The organism is Labrys sp. Lb11 (assembly GCF_057554225.1).
The window spans coordinates 554,581-571,083 of the sequence record NZ_BAAJOT010000002.1; the positions used below are offsets into that span (position 1 = coordinate 554,581).

At 69.9% G+C, this 16,503-nt stretch carries 15 protein-coding genes; 8 read left to right on the plus strand and 7 right to left on the minus strand.

What is annotated here, in order from left to right:
• Positions 1-59 precede the first annotated feature (59 nt).
• The 4 genes from AC27L4_RS07785 to AC27L4_RS07800 are packed head-to-tail and all read right to left on the minus strand — an operon-like array spanning position 60 to position 3,443.
• Positions 60-1,049: a DUF1839 family protein gene (locus AC27L4_RS07785; protein ID WP_487141516.1), complete on the minus strand. Its 990-nt coding sequence runs from the start codon at positions 1,047-1,049 to the stop codon at positions 60-62.
• Positions 1,050-1,051: 2 nt separating this feature from the next.
• Positions 1,052-1,984: an amino acid--[acyl-carrier-protein] ligase gene (locus tag AC27L4_RS07790; protein ID WP_487141517.1), complete on the minus strand. Its 933-nt coding sequence runs from the start codon at positions 1,982-1,984 to the stop codon at positions 1,052-1,054.
• 4 nt (positions 1,985-1,988) lie between these two features.
• Positions 1,989-3,176: an acyl-CoA dehydrogenase family protein gene (locus AC27L4_RS07795; protein ID WP_487141518.1), complete on the minus strand. Its 1,188-nt coding sequence runs from the start codon at positions 3,174-3,176 to the stop codon at positions 1,989-1,991.
• 21 nt (positions 3,177-3,197) lie between these two features.
• Entirely contained in the window at positions 3,198-3,443 is a 246-nt protein-coding gene (locus AC27L4_RS07800; RefSeq protein ID WP_487141519.1) for an acyl carrier protein, read from the minus strand.
• Positions 3,444-3,838: 395 nt separating this feature from the next.
• On the opposite strand from AC27L4_RS07800, the gene AC27L4_RS07805 reads away from it, so the two are divergent.
• The 6 genes from AC27L4_RS07805 to AC27L4_RS07830 all read left to right on the plus strand — a co-directional run bounded on the left by AC27L4_RS07805 (position 3,839) and on the right by AC27L4_RS07830 (position 10,775).
• Positions 3,839-4,654: a WecB/TagA/CpsF family glycosyltransferase gene (locus tag AC27L4_RS07805; RefSeq protein WP_487141520.1), complete on the plus strand. Its 816-nt coding sequence runs from the start codon at positions 3,839-3,841 to the stop codon at positions 4,652-4,654.
• Between the two features lie 52 nt (positions 4,655-4,706).
• Positions 4,707-5,678 (plus strand): glycosyltransferase family 2 protein, encoded by a 972-nt coding sequence (locus AC27L4_RS07810; protein WP_487141521.1) that lies wholly within the window; start codon positions 4,707-4,709, stop codon positions 5,676-5,678.
• Positions 5,675-6,985, plus strand: coding sequence for an O-antigen ligase family protein (locus tag AC27L4_RS07815; protein WP_487141522.1), 1,311 nt, complete (start codon positions 5,675-5,677; stop codon positions 6,983-6,985). Before AC27L4_RS07810 ends, AC27L4_RS07815 begins: the two co-directional genes overlap by 4 nt.
• Before the next feature lie 246 nt (positions 6,986-7,231).
• Positions 7,232-8,557 (plus strand): O-antigen ligase family protein, encoded by a 1,326-nt coding sequence (locus tag AC27L4_RS07820; RefSeq protein ID WP_487141523.1) that lies wholly within the window; start codon positions 7,232-7,234, stop codon positions 8,555-8,557.
• A complete protein-coding gene (locus AC27L4_RS07825) occupies positions 8,557-9,684 on the plus strand; it encodes a glycosyltransferase family protein (protein WP_487141524.1) in 1,128 nt (375 codons plus the stop codon). The genes AC27L4_RS07820 and AC27L4_RS07825 overlap by 1 nt, the downstream gene beginning before the upstream one ends.
• A complete protein-coding gene (locus AC27L4_RS07830; RefSeq protein ID WP_487141525.1) occupies positions 9,681-10,775 on the plus strand; it encodes an endo-1,4-beta-xylanase in 1,095 nt (364 codons plus the stop codon). The genes AC27L4_RS07825 and AC27L4_RS07830 overlap by 4 nt, the downstream gene beginning before the upstream one ends.
• Here the strand turns inward: AC27L4_RS07830 and AC27L4_RS07835 are convergent.
• The 3 genes from AC27L4_RS07835 to AC27L4_RS07845 form a co-directional block, all read right to left on the minus strand.
• Entirely contained in the window at positions 10,753-12,204 is a 1,452-nt protein-coding gene (locus tag AC27L4_RS07835; RefSeq protein ID WP_487141526.1) for a lipopolysaccharide biosynthesis protein, read from the minus strand. The two genes, AC27L4_RS07830 and AC27L4_RS07835, sit on opposite strands and share 23 nt — an antisense overlap.
• The gene (locus AC27L4_RS07840) at positions 12,204-13,130 is read right to left on the minus strand and encodes a DUF6492 family protein (RefSeq protein ID WP_487141527.1); all 927 of its coding nucleotides are present in this window, start codon (positions 13,128-13,130) and stop codon (positions 12,204-12,206) included. Before AC27L4_RS07840 ends, AC27L4_RS07835 begins: the two co-directional genes overlap by 1 nt.
• Positions 13,131-13,200: 70 nt before the next feature.
• Positions 13,201-13,596, minus strand: coding sequence for a winged helix-turn-helix transcriptional regulator (locus tag AC27L4_RS07845; RefSeq protein ID WP_487141528.1), 396 nt, complete (start codon positions 13,594-13,596; stop codon positions 13,201-13,203).
• 144 nt (positions 13,597-13,740) lie between these two features.
• Here AC27L4_RS07845 and AC27L4_RS07850 point away from each other — a divergent pair, with 144 nt between their 5' ends.
• A complete protein-coding gene (locus AC27L4_RS07850) occupies positions 13,741-14,196 on the plus strand; it encodes a (2Fe-2S)-binding protein (RefSeq protein WP_487141529.1) in 456 nt (151 codons plus the stop codon).
• Positions 14,197-14,208: 12 nt separating this feature from the next.
• Entirely contained in the window at positions 14,209-16,425 is a 2,217-nt protein-coding gene (locus tag AC27L4_RS07855) for a xanthine dehydrogenase family protein molybdopterin-binding subunit (RefSeq protein WP_487141530.1), read from the plus strand.
• Positions 16,426-16,503 lie beyond the last annotated feature (78 nt).

A 16,503-nucleotide genomic window follows, 5' to 3' on the forward strand; every position in this document is an offset into this window, starting at 1 on the left:
CTCCAACGCCCCCTCCTTGCGGCTCCGGCCGGGCGCAGCGTCACCGGCCGCCGCGGCGGTCAGGCCGCCGCCGAGCGTTTCACGGCCTGCCGCTCCTCGAGCCGGCCGAACAGTTCGTCATAGGTGTCCGCCATGGCATCGATCTGCGGCAGCAGCCCGTCGAAGGTCTTGCGCGCCATGGCCCGGGCGAGCTTGAACTGCATGGCCTTGGCGGTCTCGGCGATGCTCGAGGCGGCGGCGCGCGGCCGCTCGAGGCCGGCCTCGCCGCGCTCGTCCAGCCAGGCGAGATGGCTGCCCAGCAGCTCGAAATTGGCGCCGAGCTGGCGCAGCGTGTTGAAGGCGTAGACGTGGAACCAGTCCGGCGGCCGGCCGGCGAGATCGGCGGCATGGGCCCCGAAGGCGGCCCGCCAGGCCTTGAGGGGGTTCAGCGCCGGACGGCGCGCCAGGTGATGATCGAACAGCGCCAGCGCGTCGCCGAGGAGATCGCGCGAGGGCGGCGAGGCGCCAAACTTGGCGAACTCGGTATAGGGGAACAGCGGCAGCCCGCCGGCGCTTTCCACGCGCAGGATGGCGTCGTAGTCCTCGCCCTCGAGGGCGAAATAGCCGGCATTGTGGAAATATTCGACCGTACGGGCCGCCGGGTCGATGCGGTTGATGCCGATCGTCGTCTTGGAATGGCTGATGCGGTAGCTGACGCCGCGCGTGTCCGGCAGGTAGTGCGAGTCGACCTCGACCATCGGCAGGCGACCGCGTGCCACCTGCTCGATCACATGGGTCTCGAGCCGGTCGAACAGCGCCAGCTCCTGCACGTCGACGCCGTAGAGGCGCGCCATGTCGCCCGTCGGCATCTTGAAGAAGGTGAACTGGTCGCCCTCGAAGTCCTGCGCCAGGGTGAAGCCCATCACTGCCGTCGGATCGAAACCCGAGGCCGAGAGCACCTCGATCCACAGGTCGACGAAGCAGTTGGTCTCGGGCCAGTGGCGCGCGGAATCGTGCAGCGCGTGGCGCCGATAGGTCGCGACCGCGATGCCGGGGATCGCCGCGGCCACGGTCAGCCCCACAGCTGGGCGCGGACCGCCGCGGGCCAGGCCTCGACGTCGGTGCCGTGATGGCGGAACAGCGCCAGCGCCGTACGCTCTAGGCCGAAGCCGACGCAGGCCGAATGCACGGTCTCGCCGCTCTCGAATTTCAGTCCCCAGGTCGAGCCGAAATGGTCCTGGTGATAGTTGAAGGACAGGCAGGCCGTCGGCTTCTCGTCGCTGGCCACCGGGATGAGCAGTTCGAACTTCAGGCCCTGGTCGCGCTGGTTGTTGGCCAGCATCTTGCCGGCCCGGCCGAAGAACGGATCATTGGCGAGATCGATCTCGCAGGGCAGGCCGAGCGCGTCGATCAGCGCCTTGCCCCGCTCCAGCCAGGCCTGTCGGAACGACATCACCTGCTCGGCCGTGCCCAGGCGGACATATTCGCGCATGCGGAACAGCTGCATGCGGGCCGGGTCCTTGGAGGGCTCGTGCCGGAAGCAGTAGGACTTGAGGTCGAACAGCCGCCCCTCCGCCGGCAGCGGCCCCTGCGCCGCGACGGTCGGGTAGAGCGGGTAGCAGGCAGCCGGCGTCAGCACCACCTCGGTGGCCTGCTGCAGCTCGGTCCAGTCCTCGCCCTTCTCCAGCATCGCGAGCAACTGGGCATGGCCGCGCTCGTCGCCCATGAAGGAGTGGACGCAGCCGGCAAGCTGCGGAAAGCTCTTGAGGTAGCCGCTGCGCTCCAGCATCCGGCGCGGCATGCCCGGCGGGAAATGGATGCGCGTCGCCTTGTCCTCGGCTCCAGCCCTGGTCACCAGGGCCTCGAAGCGGTCGATCACCTCCTCGAAGATGCCGGCGCGGCCATAGACGCCGTCGACCCCGGTCTGCATCAGCAGGCCGGCGTCGAAAAGCGCATCGAGGAAGTCCACGGCCTTGGTGGCGGGAGCTGCGGCGGGAGCGTTCATGGCATCAGCCTGCAAGGCTTGCATCGAAGCGGCTCACCAGGAGCAGGTTCGACGTGTTGGTGAGAATGCGATCGTTGGAGATCATGATCGCGGCGGAGAGCACGTCGCGCAGATTGCGGCCGACGGTGAAGGGCGTGTCGTTCTTGTAGCCGGAGATGCCGGTGATCATCAGAGCGATCTGCACCACTTCGGCGGCACCCGTCGACACCGTGACCTTGAGGTTGTTCATCTCCACCGCGAAGCCGATCGAGGACAGGTCGTCCTCGGAGGCCTTGGCCGCCTCGAAGCGGGCGAGGGCACTGCGGATCACCGCCTTCAGCGCATGCAGCCTGGTGGTGCCTTCGGCGAGACGCAGGGCGCCGGGCGGCAGCGTGCCGGGCTGGCGGCGGGCAGCGGCACGGACGAAGGACTGCGCCTTGTTGAGGGCGTCGACCGCGATGCCGAACCAGACGCTGCTCCAGAAGATGTGCGAGGTCGCCAGCATGGACTGCGCCGCGATCTCGGAAAAGGGCTTGGGAATGATCTGCTCGACGCTGCCCTCGCTGGAGAGCTTGAAGCCCTCCGAGCAGGTGCCGCGCATGCCCAGCGTGTCCCAGCCGCCGGTGCGCTCCAGCGCATAGTCGCTGTGGCGCAGGCAGACGAGCACCTGGTCGGAGCTCGCGGCCTCCGGTCCCTTGCGCGCCGTGACCAGGATGGCGTCGGCATGGGAGCCGTAGGAGATCACCGGCGCGTCCTTCGCCAGCCGGAAGCGGCCATTGGCGGTCTCGACCGCGCAGATCGAGTTGCGCAGGTCGCCGCCGATACCGGCCTCGGTGGTGGAGGATGCGATGAGCAACTGGCGGGCGGCGATCTCGCGGGCGAAGGCCCGGTGCCATTCGCTGGTCAGGCCGTGCGAGATCAGGCTCGTCAGCTTGATCTGATGCATGGCGAAGATCATGCCGCTGGAACCGCAGGCCTGGGCCAGGATGGTGCACAGATCGGCGATCTCGGCCAGGGACGCCCCCTCCCCGCCCAGCGCCACCGGCACCATCACCCCGAGCAGGCGCTCCTGCTTCAGCGCGGCCACGGTCTCGGCGGGAAAGCGCGCCGCGGCATCGACATCGCCGGCGTGCCGCGCCGCGACCTGGGTGGCGACGCGCTGCATGCGCTGCGCCGCGGTCTCATGCGCGGGCGCGGTTTCGACGACGGCCATGGCCGACCCTTTCTGCGGATGTCAGGCTTGCTGGGGAGCGAGCTCGGCGATCGAGCTGGCAATCGCGGCGATGGACGAGAAGGTCTTGCGCGTCAGCATATGCTCGGGAAACTCGATGTCGAAGGTCGACTCCAGCGCCAGCATCAGTTGCACCGAGGCGAACGACGTCAGGCCCGCATCATAGAGGTCGTCGTGATCCGACAATTTGTCGAGCGGCGTCGCCAGGGACGCGACATTGCCCAGGATTTCTCGTATACGTTCCGACATGACGTTCTCCGGCCAGGCCATGGCGCCTCGGGCCAGGGCGGGCTTTCAGCTCTATACCCGGTGTCGCCGCCATTCTGGAGAAAAATGGGCTGCGGAACCGGGTGTGATATGGCGAGACTGTTGGGGCGGAAGAGGATAATGTCCGATTAAAGTGCCGGCGACAAGTTTTGGGATGGCTAACGGAACCTTGCGCCAAGCCCCGGGAAACTCAAGGAAAACACCGATTACCCCATGTTAACGGGATTCGTCGAAGCACATTAAAGTCAAATTATCTCCACCCGGATTAGAAGTGCGCGAGGCTCGAGTGCACGCAGAGGCTGCTCGTTCCCGCCAAGTGTTGAAATGACGATGATGCGCGTTACGGGAAGGCCATGGCTTCGATGGGAGAAACGTCGATGTCGGTGAGAGAGGACGAGGCTTCCTGGCCGGCGCCGCAGCCGCCTGAGCCCGCGCTCGCCGGCACCTATCCGAGCGTCACCATCGGCGGCCTGCCGATCGCCGCGCTCAGCATCGACGAGACCGTCGCCATCATGCTGCGCGCCGCCAGGGAGCGTCCGCGCGGCTACCGCCCGCTCTACCTGACCTCGGCCAATGGCGAGGTGGTCTCGCGCTATCACGACGACCCGGCGATCGCGGCCTTGTTCGACAAGGCCGACATGATCAACGCCGACGGCCAGCCCCTGGTGCTGGCCTCGCGCTATCTGTGCGCGCGGGCCCTCCCCGAACGGGTGGCGACGACCGACCTGTTCCCCGCCATGGCCGCGGCCGCCGCCCGCGAGGGCCTCGGCTTCTATTTCCTCGGCGCCACCGAGGACGAGAACCGCAAGGCGGTCGAGGCGGTCGCCTGCCGGTTTCCGACCCTGAGGATCCTCGGTCGCTCGCACGGGTTCCTCCAGGGCGAGGATCTCCGGCGCAAAGTGGAGGAGATCGACGCCCTGGCGCCCGACATCCTCTGGCTCGGCCTGGGTATTCCGCGCGAGCAGGCCTTCGTCGTCACCTGGTCGCCGCACCTCAAGAATGTCGGCATGATCAAGACCAGCGGCGGGCTGTTCAACTTCCTGTCCGGCACCAATGCCCGCGCCCCGGCCTGGATGCAGAAGGCCGGCTTGGAATGGGTCTTCCGCACCTGGCTCGAACCGCGCCGCCTGTTCTGGCGCTATCTCGTCACCAACCCGAAGGCGATGCTGCACATCATCCGCCGTTCGAAATAGGCTGGACCATGGGCCTTTTCCGCCCCGCCCGGCATGCCGCCGAGGACTGCGCATGAGCACGGCCGCCCCCGGCAGCCTGCAGGCTGCCATCTCCCGGCCCGGACCGGCTTCGGCGGTGGTGCTGGTGCCGACCTTCCGCCGCCCGGCCATGCTGACGGCGACGCTGGACTCCCTGGCCCGGCAGGAGGCGGCCACGCCGTTCCACGTGGTCGTGGTCGACAACGACGCCGCGGGCCGCGAGGGCCTGAGGGCGGCCGAGGCCGTGTTCGCGACGGGCGCCCTGTCCGGCCTCGCCCTCACCGAGGCCAGCCAGGGCAATTGCCACGCCATCAACACGGCGATCCGCGCCGCCCGGGCGCACTATCCCGAAGCGTCCTATCTCCTGATGATCGACGACGACGAGATCGCCTCGCCCGCTTGGCTGCAGAGCCTCGTCGACACGGCCGAGCGCACCGGCGCCGACGTGGTCGGCGGGCCGGTGTGGCCGGTCTTCGCCGATGCGGTCGGTCCGTCCATCGCCACCCATCCGGTGTTCCAGCCCGCCTTCACCGCCTCCGGCGCCGTGCCGATGATCTATGGCAGCGGCAATTTCCTGGTCCGCCAGGCTGCCCTGGCACGGCTGGCCCAGCCGGAATTCGACACGCGCTTCAATTTCCTCGGCGGCGGCGACACCGATTTCTTCACCCGCTGCCGCCGGGCCGGCTTCCGCTTCCACTGGGCGAGCGAGGCCCGGATCGAGGAGACGGTGCCGGCGGCGCGGACGCAGCCTCGCTGGATCCTGCGCCGCAGCCTGCGCATCGGCGCCATCAACTATCTGCTTGACCGCCGCAACGCCGCTTCCCCCTCGCAGATCCTGCGCGTCCACGCCAAGAACGCCGCGCTGGTGCCGGTGAGCCTGTGGCGCGCGGTGCGCGATCTTGCCCGCGGCAAGGGCCTCTTCCCCGCCAGCCACCACGTCGTCCTCGCCCTCGGGCGCATCCTCGCCAGCCTGGGCTTCGAGACCGAGCAGTACCGGGCGCGATGAGCAGCGCGGCACACGGCCATGCCTCGGACGCCGGCGACGCCGCCGGGCTGATGGTCGGGCTGCGCGGCACCGTCTTCGTCGGCACCCTCGTCCTCGCCTGGGTGACGTTCAACCCGTTCCAGAGCCTGCAGTCGAGCAGCCTGCTGGCGCTGTCCACCGGCAACAAGGCGGCGCTGTACTTCGCGTTCGCCTTCCTGGCCATGTCGACGCTGGCGCTGGCCGGCCCGCGCCTGCGCCATCTCGTCCCCTGCCTCAGGCCGCTGCCGATCCTCGCCCTCGGCGGCTGGCTGGTCGTCACCTCCGTGGTGTCGCAGGACCCCTCGACCTCGGTCAAGAACCTGGCGCTGACCACGCTGATCATCACGACGACGGTCTGCCTGCTGTTGATGCCGCGCGACCAGCGCGACCTGGCGCGGTTCCTGGCCATCGCCACCGGCGTCGTGCTGGTCCTGTCCTATGGCGGCATGCTGGTGGCGCCCGAGCTCACCATACACCAGGCCACGGACACGCTCGAAGCCCAGCTCGCCGGCGACTGGCGCGGCGTCTTCGGCCACAAGAACGATGCGGCGGCGGTGTTCTCGCTGTTCGTCTTCATGGGACTCTTCATCGCCCGCACCGGCCTGCGCTGGATCGGCGGGCTGATCGCGCTCGCTTCGTGCCTGTTCGTCCTCAATGCAGGCGGCAAGAGCGCCCTGGTGCTGGTGGTGACGAGCTATCTCGTCAGCCTGGTGTGGGAATATGGCCGCAGCCGCAGGCTCCGTGTCGTCCTCGCCCTTGTTCCGCTCACCGGCCTGCTGGCGATCGGCATCGGCGGCGTGCTGATCCCGTCCCTCGCCAGCATCACCAAGGCGCTGCCGGTCGACGCCTCCTTCACCGGCCGCACCGACATCTGGGAGTTCGCAGTCGGCAAGCTGCCGGGCCATCTGGTCACGGGATTCGGCTACCAGGCCTTCTGGAACACCGAGGAGACTCGCTTCGGCTCCGACGAGGACGGATGGGCCGGCACCGCCGCCCACGCCCATAACGGCTATCTCGACATGGTGATCAACATGGGCCTGCCGGGCCTCTTCCTGGTGGTCCTCGTGTTCATCGTCATGCCGATGCGCGACTTCTTCGCCGCCGAGCGGCGGCACGCCGACCCGGCGCTGATCGTCATGCTGCTGCAGATCTGGCTCTTCGGCATCTATCTGTCGGCCGTGGAGACGTTCCTGTTCTACAACGCCAACGCCATCTGGGTGACGTTCCTGTTCGCCGTCTTCGGCCTGCGCTTCGCCGCCTGCCATCGGCTGAAAGGCGCGGAGCGGTGAGCACGTGCCTTTCCCGCCGCCTCGATCCGCCTGCGTTAGCCAAGAAACGTCCGGGAGAAACGGCATCGTTGCGGTCGATGCGGCTCGTCCGCTATACGGCGCGAAGAAAAGCCCTCCATCCGATCATGCCAGTGCGATCTTGTCGCAGTTTCCCTCCGGAATGTCCTACAACGGTTCGGGCATGAACGCCGCCCTGGGCGGCCGGCCCGCCGACCGGCCCGGCAATCGCACCCTTCCAGGCTCGCGATGCCCCACGGCCTAGGTCCATCGAGCGCCGCGCCCTATTCGGCGGTGGCGCAACTGCGCCTGTCCCTGAGCAGCCCTCTGGCACGCGGAGCGATCTTCGTCGCGATCCTGTGGCAGTTCACCATCTCGCTGCAGCCCTTCCAGGACCTGTCGTCACGCGCCTTGCTGGAACTGTCCAGCGGCAACCTGATCGTCACCTACGCCGCCGTCGCCGGGCTGAGCGCCCTGTCGGTGGCGAGCATCGGCGGCCGGCTGCGCCATCTCGTGCCTTGCCTGGGCGCCCCGCCCGTCCTGGCGCTGGCGGCCTGGCTGGCGGTCTGCGTGGCGCTGTCCCAGGATCCGGCCGGGTCGGCGCGCCGCCTGGCGCTGTGCGGCATGTCCGGCCTCCTGGCGGCGAGCCTCTTCCTGCTGCCGCGCAACCAGCGCGAGCTTGCCCGCTTCATCGCCGCCTTCACCGGGCCGCTGCTGGTCCTCAGCTACGGCGGCGTGCTGCTTGCGCCGGAGCTGACCATCCATCAGGCGACCGACCTGCTCGAACCGCAGCTCGCCGGCGACTGGCGCGGCGTGTTCGTGCACAAGAACGGCGCAGCCGCGGCGTTCGCCGTCTGCGTCTTCCTCGGACTGTTCGTGGCGCGCAGCCGGATGCTGCTCGTCGGCCTGGCGATCACGGCCGGATCCGCCCTCTTCGTCGTGCTGGCCGGCGGCAAGAGCGCCATGATGCTGGTGGTGCTCACCATCGCCATCAGCCTGTTCTGGGCTCGGAGCCGCAGCAAGGTGCTGCGCGTCGCCGTGGCGATGGCGCCGCTGGTGCTGCTGCTGGTGCTGACCCTGGGCTCCGTGCTCGTTCCGGCTCTCGGCGCCTTCACCCGCAGCTTGCCGGTCGATGCCAGCTTCACCGGCCGCACCGACATCTGGGTCTTCGCCATCGATCGGCTGCGCAATCATCTTGCCACCGGCTACGGATTCCAGGCCTTCTGGAACACCGAGGCGACGCGCTACGGCACGGGTCCGGGCGAGTGGGCGGGCATGGCGGTCGACGGCCACAACGGCTACCTCGACACGGTCATCAGCCTCGGCCTGCCCGGGCTCGTCCTGGTCCTGGCCACCTTCGTCGCCCTGCCGATGCGTGACTATTTCGTGGCGGAGCGACGCCAGGCCGGCGGCCCGCTGCTGGCGCTGTTCCTGCAGATCTGGCTGTTCGGCATCTACCTCGGCAACCTGGAATCGGTGTTCTTCGCCAGCACCTCGGCGATCTGGCTGATCTTCCTGCTCGGATTCCTCGGCCTGCGCATCGCCGCGCGTCACCCTCTGCGAGGCCTCGACTGATGGCCGCTTCGCCCCCCCGCCGCTTCGTCTTTCTCGTGTCCCGCGCCGGCTCGACCTGCGGCGTCGAGGCCTTCGCCCGGCTGCTGGCCGAGGCGACCGCCCGGCGCGGCGCGGAGGCGCGGAGCCTGCCGCTGAGCGGCAGCCCGCCCGATCTTTCCGCCATCGCAGCGGCGCTGCGCCCGGGCGACGCGCTGGTGTGCAACCTGCCCGTCGTCGCCTGGAAGCGCAACGTCTTCGCGCCGTTCATCGCGCTGGCACTGGCCTGGCTGAAACGGGCCGAGCGGGTGGTGGTCCTGCACGAATGGCGCGACCTCGACTGGAAGCGGCGGGCCTTCTATGCCCTCTACCTCGCCTGCGCCAGCGCCGTGCTGTTCTCCTCGCCCTATGTCCGCGCCCAGTTCGAGGCGGACCGCAGCGTGGCCTGGGCCAGACGCCGGGTGCGCGGCGTGCTGCCAATCCCGCCCAATCTCCGACCGCCCGAACACACCGCCGAGAGCCCGCTCGCCCGCGAGATGCACGCCTGGCGCGCCCAGGGCCGCCTCGTGCTCGCCTCCTTCGGCTCGATCTATCCCAGGAAGCAGACACCGAAGCTGCTCGACATCGCAGTCGAGCTCAAGCGGCGCGGCGAAAGGCCCGTGCTGGTGCTGCTCGGCAGTTTCGTGCGCGGCGAGGACAATGTCGAAGAGGCGTTCCAGGCCCGGGTGCGCGAGGTCGGCCTGGAGGGCGACGTCCATGTCAGCGGCTACATCGCCGACGAAGCCACGCTGTTCGGCCTGTTCGCCGAGGTCGACGCCTTCGCCTATATCTTCCACGAGGGGCTGACCTCGCGGCGCGGCAGCGTGCTCGCCTGCCTGCAATCCGACCGTCCGGTGGTGGTCAACGCCCCCGCCGCTACCGGCGAATTCGCCCATCACCGCGCCTATGGCGCCCTGCTGGCGGCGCGCCGGCTGACGCTGGTGCCGATCGACGCCGGCGCCGATGCCTATGCCGAGGCCATCCTGGCCGTGCGCGACCGGCCGCCGGCCCCCGTCCGGATCGACTTCGCCGCCTGCTGGGACGATGCGGCGGCAGCGCTGGCCGAGGCGCTGCAGCCGCCGGCGGAGTCGCGCCCGGGAGGACGATCGTGACGGGAAGCGGTGCGGCGCCTCCGCGACGGATCGGACGGCGCGGCCTGCTGCGCGGCGCGGCCGGCCTTGCCGGCCTCGGTCTCGCCGGTCCGGGCTCTGCCGAGGAACCGGCGCCGGTGCCGGCCCGCTGGACCGTGCCCTATGGCGCCGCCATTACGCCGGACGATCTTGCCGCCGGCGGAGAGCCCTATCGCGCCGCGGTGCTGCGCTATTGCAGCCAGATCGTGCTCGGCGGCGGCATGAAATGGATCGACGTGCGGCCCGAGCGCGACGCGTTCGACTATGCCAAGGGCGACGCCTATGTCGCCTTCGCCCGCCGCTACGGCCTGACGCCGCGCGGCCACACCCTGGTCTGGGCCGGCGCCATGCCGGCCTGGACCGAGGGCATCGGCGCGGACGAGGCCGAGGCGCTGATGACCGGCCATGTCCGCACGATGATCCGGCGCTATGCCGCGACGATCCGCAGCTGGGACGTGGTCAACGAACCGATCGCCGAGAAGCCGACCGGCCCGGACGACCTGCGCCCCTCGATCTGGCTGCGGCGGCTCGGGCCGGCCTATATCGAGACGGCGCTGCGGGCCGCGGCGGAGGCCGACCCGCTCGCCCAGCTGGTGATCAACGACTACGACCTCGAATATGCCGGCGAGCCCTATCGCACCAGGCGCGCGGCGATGCTGCAGCTGGCGCGCAATTTGCGCCGGCGCGGCGTGCCGCTGCATGCCGTCGGCCTGCAGGGCCATCTGCGGGCCGAGCGCGACATCGACCGGCAGGGCCTCGACGACTTCGTCCGGGCTCTCGCCGATCTCGGCGTCGGCGTGCTGGTGACCGAGCTCGACGTCATCGACTTCCGCCTGCCGGGCCCGGCCGCGGCCGTCGACGCCGCCGTCGCGGCGACCGCGGACGCCTTCCTCGGCGCCCTGTTCGCCGCGGCCCGGCCGCAGGCGGTGCTGACCTGGGGCATCACCGACCGCTTCACCTGGGTGCCGACCTTCTTCAAGCGCAGCGACGGCCTGCCCAACCGGCCGCTGCCGCTCGACGCCGACTATCGCGAGAAGCCGCTGATGCGCGTCATCGAGCGCTATTGCCGGTAGAGCGGGCCGCCATGGCCCGGCCGACGAAGCGCGCCAGCCTTGCCCGGATCTCCGCCACGTCGAGGACCCAGCAGGCGGCGACATAGGCGAGCGCCCCGCCCGGCACCAGCACCAGGAGCGCGATGCGGTCCCAAGCTCCGTCGAGCAGCCGGTCGAGGCCGGCGACGGCGAGGGCCATGACCGCCACCGCCGCGGCGACGCGGCCGAGGCGCGGCAGCGGCAGCGGCATGGGAAAGGCCCAGCGCGCCAGGACCAGCGCGTTGAGGAAGCCGAACACCTCGGTGACGACCCGGCCCCAGGCGGCGCCGACGACGCCGTGGATCTGCACCAGCACGACCGAGACGATCACGTTGAGCAGGAGCGTGGAGGCGGTGTTGACGATGTAGAAGATGTTGCGGTTCGCCAGCAGGAAGCTGATGTGCAGGTACTGGTGGGTGGCGACCTGGAAGATCACCGCCAGCGTGACGATCGGCATGATCGCCTGCGCCGTCGGCCGGAAGTCCTGGCCGAGGATCACGTTGGCGACGTGCGAGGCCGTCAGGGCAAAGCCGATGCAGCACGGCAGGGTGACGGCGAGCAGCAGCTCCATGCAGTCGCCGAGATGGCTGCGCGTCGCCGCCTCGCCCTCGTTGGCGAGCAGGCGCACCGCCATCGGCACGAAGGCCGAGGAGGCGCTGATCGCCGGGATGATCAGGGCCTGGCGCACCAGGTCGACCGAGGCGCCATACTCGCCGGCTGCCGCCGAGCCGAGAAAATGGGCGACGATGAAGCGGTCGATCGCTCCGGACAGGGCGAGGATCGACATGGAGACGGTGAGAGGCAGGCCCCAGACGATCAGCGGCCTGAGGCGCGGGTCGCGCAGCCTCAGCCTCGTGCCCGCCCAGACCCCACGCAGCGACAGGGCGGCGCTGGCCAGATAGGCGGTCGCGCCCGACAGGAGGAGGAACAGGCCTCCGCCGATCAGGGTCGCCGCCGTGCCGAAGATCGACACCAGCACCGCCCGCACCAGCGTCGCCCGCAGGAACAGGCCGGCCTGCAGGCGGGCGCGCTGCAACTCCTGGCCGAGCTCGAAATAGCCCACGCACAGGGCCAGGACGATCGACGCGGCGATCGCCCGCCCATCCATGGCGACGAACCAGGACGAGACGAGATAGAGCAGCGGGAAGGCCAGGCAGCTCAGGAGGAAGCCGAGCAGCACGGTGCCGCGGATGTCGGTGCCGTCCCCCTTGGCCTCCTCGCGCAGCACCGCCTGCTTGAGCCAGGTGAAGAGCAGGGCGCCGAGGATGGCGGCAAGGCCGTTGCCGATGACGTAGACGCCGTATTCGGCCGGCCCGAGCAGCCGGGTGAACAGCACGACGTTGAGCAGGCCGAAGGCCGCCGAGCCGGCATTGGCGACGAAGTAGGTGGCCGTCTGCCGGACCAGCGTCATCAGGGCGCCTTCCGGCTCTCCGGGACTGGCGCGGCCATGGTCATGCCGCCGGCCTGGAAATCCTCGATGCTGGAGCGGATCGTCGCCAGCGGCGTGGCGCCGAAGGACTGGACGCAGATCGCCACCTGGTCCGGCGCGGAGGACTGCAGCAGGCCGATCAGGCCGTCGCGGTCGAGCGTCTCCCCGTCCCAGTACGCCCGACAGAAGCTGTGGGACGTCGTGAGGTAGCCGGCGCGGATGGCCGGATCGCTCGACACGAAGGCGCCATAGGTCAGGTATTCGGAGAAGCCGTGCTCGCGGCACAGCGCCTCGACCCATTCGCGGCGGGTGACGCTCTCGATCCGGCGGATCATGGCGTTCACCGTCGCCTTGTCCCAGACGATGATCTGGCCGATGTAGTCGTCGGCCGGAAAGGTCGGGGGCGGCAAGCCGAGCATCCGGTGGGCGGCGTGCAGCCAGCGGGCATGCAGAGGGCTGTCGGCCGCCACCGCCTTGGGGTCGGCATAGAGCGGCATCGGCGCCGGGCTGGCGAGCGCGGCGACATCGAACGAACGGAAGAAGGCGTTGTCGGAATCGATCAGGCAGTAGCGCTCTTCCGGCAGCGTCGCGACGGCCCGGATCTTGACGATCTGCTGGGTGTGCCAGCCGCGGATCGGCCGGGCCCGGAACGACCACCAGTAGAGGCGGCCGCGCCAGCGCAGGAAAGGCGGCACCTCGCGCAGCCATTTCGGCAGGAACTGCGACACGGGCAGGATCTGGCGCCTTCCCCGGTGGAACGGCCGGAACAGCTCCAGATCCTCGTCATGCACGATGACGTAGTGCTTCTCGAACGAGCGCACATGCTTGTCGACGCTCTCGAACAGCAGCGCCGATCGTTCCAGATCGCCGCGATAGCTCGGGGTGACGAGGGAAATGGTGCCCGACAACGCTCGTTCCCTGATTCGAGACGCCATGCCGGCGCCGGCTGGCTCGCTCCCGTGTCTACCCGCCAGGGAGTTAATTTGCCGTTCCGTCATAGACGGCGCGAGCACGCTCGACCGCTTCGATATTGGCGTCGGCCCATGTCCACACGCCGCAGAGCGCCATGCTCAGGCTCTCGCCGAGCGGCGTCAGCCGGTAGTCGACGCGCGGCGGCACCTCCGCATGGACGCGGCGGGTGACGAGGCCGTTGCGCTCGAGCTGGCGCAGCGTCTTGGTCAGCATCTTCTGGCTGACGCCGCCGACCCGCTCGCGAAGTCGTGAGAAGCGCATCTCCGTCTCGCCTTCCAGCGCATCGAGCACCAGCAGCGTCCATTTGTCGGCGACACGCTCCAGGATGTCGTGCACCAGCGCCTGCCTGGCCGGCGACAGGGCGCAGGTTTCGGAGGTTCCGGCAGGGACCTTGGTATCCATCGGGTTAGTATAGTTCCTTCGGGTGCCGTCTTGCCAGTGGTCCGCCGCACGGATTAGCTGCATTCCAGGGAGCCGGCTCGCAGCCCTCGCCGGGGCATGTCCGGGCTCCGCGCCCATCATCATCCCCAATCGGAGGTTCGTCGCGTGACACGCATCACCGTCAACGGACAAACGCACGATCTCGATGTCGAGCCCGACATGCCGCTGCTCTGGGCCATCCGGGATCACCTCAACCTGACCGGCACCAAGTTCGGCTGCGGCATGGCGCTGTGCGGCGCCTGCACCGTGCACGTGGACGGCGAGCCGATGCGCTCGTGCCAGATCCAGGTGCAGGACGCGGCCGACCGCAGCATCACCACCATCGAAGGCGTCGAGGGCAAGGTCGCCAAGGCCGTGCAGGCCGCCTGGCAGCGCCTCGACGTGGTGCAGTGCGGCTATTGCCAGTCCGGCCAGATCATGTCGGCGATCGGCCTGCTCGCGGCCAATCCCAAGCCGACCGATGCGGACATCGACGGCGCGCTCGACGGCAATGTCTGTCGCTGCGCCACCTATGTGCGCATCCGCGCCGCCGTCCACGAAGCCGCCAAAGCTCTCGCCTGAGGAGGCCGGACCATGTTCACCACAGCCCAGCTCGACCGGATCCGCGGCCGCGCCGCCAAGGCGGTCCCCGCAACCCGCCGCGCCTTCCTGCAGGGAGCCGGCGCCGCCGCCGGCGCGCTCGTCATCGGCACCGTGGTCGATTTCGGCGGCCGCGGCGCCGCCCTCGCCGCCACGCCGCAGGACGGCCCGGCCCCGAACGCCTTCGTGCGGATCGGCGCCGACGACAGCGTCACCGTGCTGATCAAGCATCTCGACAAGGGCCAGGGCATCGCCACCGGCCTGTCGACCATCGTCGCCGACGAGCTCGACGCCGACTGGTCGAAGGTCCGGGCCGAATTCGCGCCCGCCGATGCCAAGCTCTACAACAACCTGTTCTTCGGCCCGATCCAGGGCACGGGCGGCTCGACCTCCACCGCCAATTCCTGGATGCAGCTGCGCATGGCCGGCGCCGCCGCCAGGGCGATGCTCGTCGCCGCCGCGGCCGCCGAATGGGGCGTGCCGGCTGGGGAGATCGCCGTGTCGAAGGGCGTGATCAGCCATGCCTCCGGCCGCAGCGCCGGCTTCGGCGCCTTCGCCGCCAAGGCCGCGGCCCTGCCCGTGCCCCGGGACGTGACGCTGAAGACGCCGGAGCAATGGGTCTATATCGGCAAGCCGCTGCCGCGGCTGGATTCCGTCGCCAAGACCACGGGGCAAGCGATCTACGCGCTCGACATCCGCCGGCCGGGCCAGCTCACCGCGGTGATCGCCCGCCCGCCCCGCTTCGGCGGCACGGTCAAGTCGGTCGACGCCGCCGCCGCCAAGGCGGTGAAGGGCGTGGTCGACGTGGTGACGCTGCCCGTCGGCGTCGCGGTCCTCGCCCGCGACACCTGGTCGGCCATGCGCGGGCGCGACGCCCTCAAGGTGGAGTGGGACGACTCCAAGGCGGAGATGCGCTCGAGCGACGCCATGAAGGCCGATTACCGGGCGCTCGCCGCCAAGCCCGGCGCGACCGCGGCCGGCCGGGGCGACGCGGCCGCAGCGCTGAAGGGCGCGGCCAGGCTGGTCGAGGCGGAGTTCTCCTTCCCCTATCTCGCCCATGCGCCGATGGAGCCGCTCAACGGCGTCATCGAGATGGCGGCGGATGGCGGCGTCGACATCTGGGCCGGATCGCAGTTCCAGACGGTTGAGCAGGCGACGGTCGCCGCCATCCTCGGCCTGAAGCCGGAGCAGGTGCGCATCCACACCCAATGGGCCGGCGGCTCCTTCGGCCGCCGCGCCACGCCGAACGCCGACTATGTCGCCGAGATGGCCCTGCTGGCCAAGGCGACCGGCGGCAAGGCGCCGATCCACCTGGTGTGGACGCGCGAGGACGACATCCGCGGCGGACGCTACCGGCCGATGTTCCATCACGTCGTGCGCGCCGGCCTCGATGCCCAGGGCAACCCGGTCGCCTGGGAGCATCGCCTCGTCGGCCAGTCCTTCGCCGTCGGCACGCTGATGGAGGCCATGGTGGTGAAGGACGGCGTCGACGCCACCGCGGTCGAGGGCGCGTCCGACATGCCCTACGCCATTCCCAGCCTCCGGGTGGAGTGGCAGCGGGCCGATTCGCCGATCACGACGCTGTGGTGGCGCTCGGTCGGCCACACCCACACCGCCCATGCGGTGGAGATGACGATCGATGCCCTGGCAGTCGCCGCCGGCAAGGACCCCGTCCACTTCCGACTCGACCTGCTCAAGGACCATCCGCGCCATGCCGCCGTGCTCCGGCTGGCGGCGGAGAAGGCCGGCTGGGGCAGCCCGATCGAGAAGGGGCGCGGCCGCGGCGTCGCCGTGCACGAGAGCTTCGGCAGCTTCGTCGCCATGGTGGCGGAGGTGACCGCCAAGCCGGACGGCGGCGTCAAGGTCGACCGCGTCGTCGCGGCGATCGACTGCGGCATCGCCGTCAATCCCGACGTGGTCCGGGCCCAGATCGAAGGCGGCGTCGGCTACGGCCTCGGCGCTGCCCTGCGCAACCAGATCACCCTGACGGACGGGGTCGTCGACCAGGCCAATTTCGACACGTACGAGCCGCTGCGCCTGTCGGAAATGCCGAAGGTGGAGGTGCATATCGTGCCCTCGACCGAGGCTCCGTCCGGCGTCGGCGAGCCGGGGGTGCCGCCGGTGGCTCCGTCGGTCGCCAATGCGGTGTTCGCCGCCACGGGCAAACGGATCTGGTCGCTGCCCTGGGACTTCAGCGCCAAGGGCGCGTGACCCCTGCCGTCCCGGGGCCCGTCCGCGGCCCCCGGGGAGGCCTCGGGAGCGGCAGCGGCCTGCAGGCCGCCCCTCCGA

Coding starts and splice junctions, on each gene's coding strand:
- AC27L4_RS07795 (WP_487141518.1), bottom strand. CDS start 3,176: ATGGCCGTCGTCGAAACCGCGCCCGCGCATGAGACCGCGGCGCAGCGC.
- AC27L4_RS07825 (WP_487141524.1), top strand. CDS start 8,557: ATGGCCGCTTCGCCCCCCCGCCGCTTCGTCTTTCTCGTGTCCCGCGCC.
- AC27L4_RS07815 (WP_487141522.1), top strand. CDS start 5,675: ATGAGCAGCGCGGCACACGGCCATGCCTCGGACGCCGGCGACGCCGCC.
- AC27L4_RS07835 (WP_487141526.1), bottom strand. CDS start 12,204: ATGACGCTGGTCCGGCAGACGGCCACCTACTTCGTCGCCAATGCCGGC.
- AC27L4_RS07810 (WP_487141521.1), top strand. CDS start 4,707: ATGAGCACGGCCGCCCCCGGCAGCCTGCAGGCTGCCATCTCCCGGCCC.
- AC27L4_RS07805 (WP_487141520.1), top strand. CDS start 3,839: ATGTCGGTGAGAGAGGACGAGGCTTCCTGGCCGGCGCCGCAGCCGCCT.
- AC27L4_RS07845 (WP_487141528.1), bottom strand. CDS start 13,596: ATGGATACCAAGGTCCCTGCCGGAACCTCCGAAACCTGCGCCCTGTCG.
- AC27L4_RS07790 (WP_487141517.1), bottom strand. CDS start 1,984: ATGAACGCTCCCGCCGCAGCTCCCGCCACCAAGGCCGTGGACTTCCTC.
- AC27L4_RS07855 (WP_487141530.1), top strand. CDS start 14,209: ATGTTCACCACAGCCCAGCTCGACCGGATCCGCGGCCGCGCCGCCAAG.
- AC27L4_RS07800 (WP_487141519.1), bottom strand. CDS start 3,443: ATGTCGGAACGTATACGAGAAATCCTGGGCAATGTCGCGTCCCTGGCG.
- AC27L4_RS07820 (WP_487141523.1), top strand. CDS start 7,232: ATGCCCCACGGCCTAGGTCCATCGAGCGCCGCGCCCTATTCGGCGGTG.